The organism is Exiguobacterium sp. A1_3_1, from assembly GCF_048985645.1.
Lineage (GTDB): Bacteria > Bacillota > Bacilli > Exiguobacteriales > Exiguobacteriaceae > Exiguobacterium_A > Exiguobacterium_A indicum.
The window spans coordinates 1-277 of sequence record NZ_WBYY01000351.1 but is presented as its reverse complement, the minus strand read 5'-3'; the positions used below and the strand labels follow the sequence as shown (position 1 = coordinate 277).

At 42.2% G+C, this 277-nt stretch carries 1 protein-coding gene; it reads left to right on the top strand.

From position 1 onward, the window contains the following. Positions 1-40: 40 nt before the first annotated feature. On the top strand, positions 41-277 hold a 237-nt coding region (locus F8N00_RS18300; protein WP_421018783.1), incomplete at its 3' end, for a flagellar biosynthetic protein FliR.

The window sequence follows — 277 nt, the reverse complement described above, 5'->3', positions numbered from 1 at the left end:
CGATTGATCTATTCAAACAAATCGCTGAGGTTTCCCGCAAATGACGTTACTTTCTTTCTTGAGTGTTTTTTTACTCATCTTTGGTCGGATCGTCGGATTTCTCGTTGCAGCTCCGTTGTTTTCTTCAAAGCAACTACCAGCACAACATAAATTAGCATTGGCGGCAGGCCTAGCTTACTTTGCAAGTTATGCCGTCAAAACAGATGTCCGCGTAGAAGATTTCGATTTTTTCTTTCGAATGGGAACGGAAGTTTTAGTCGGTCTAGCACTTGGGTTA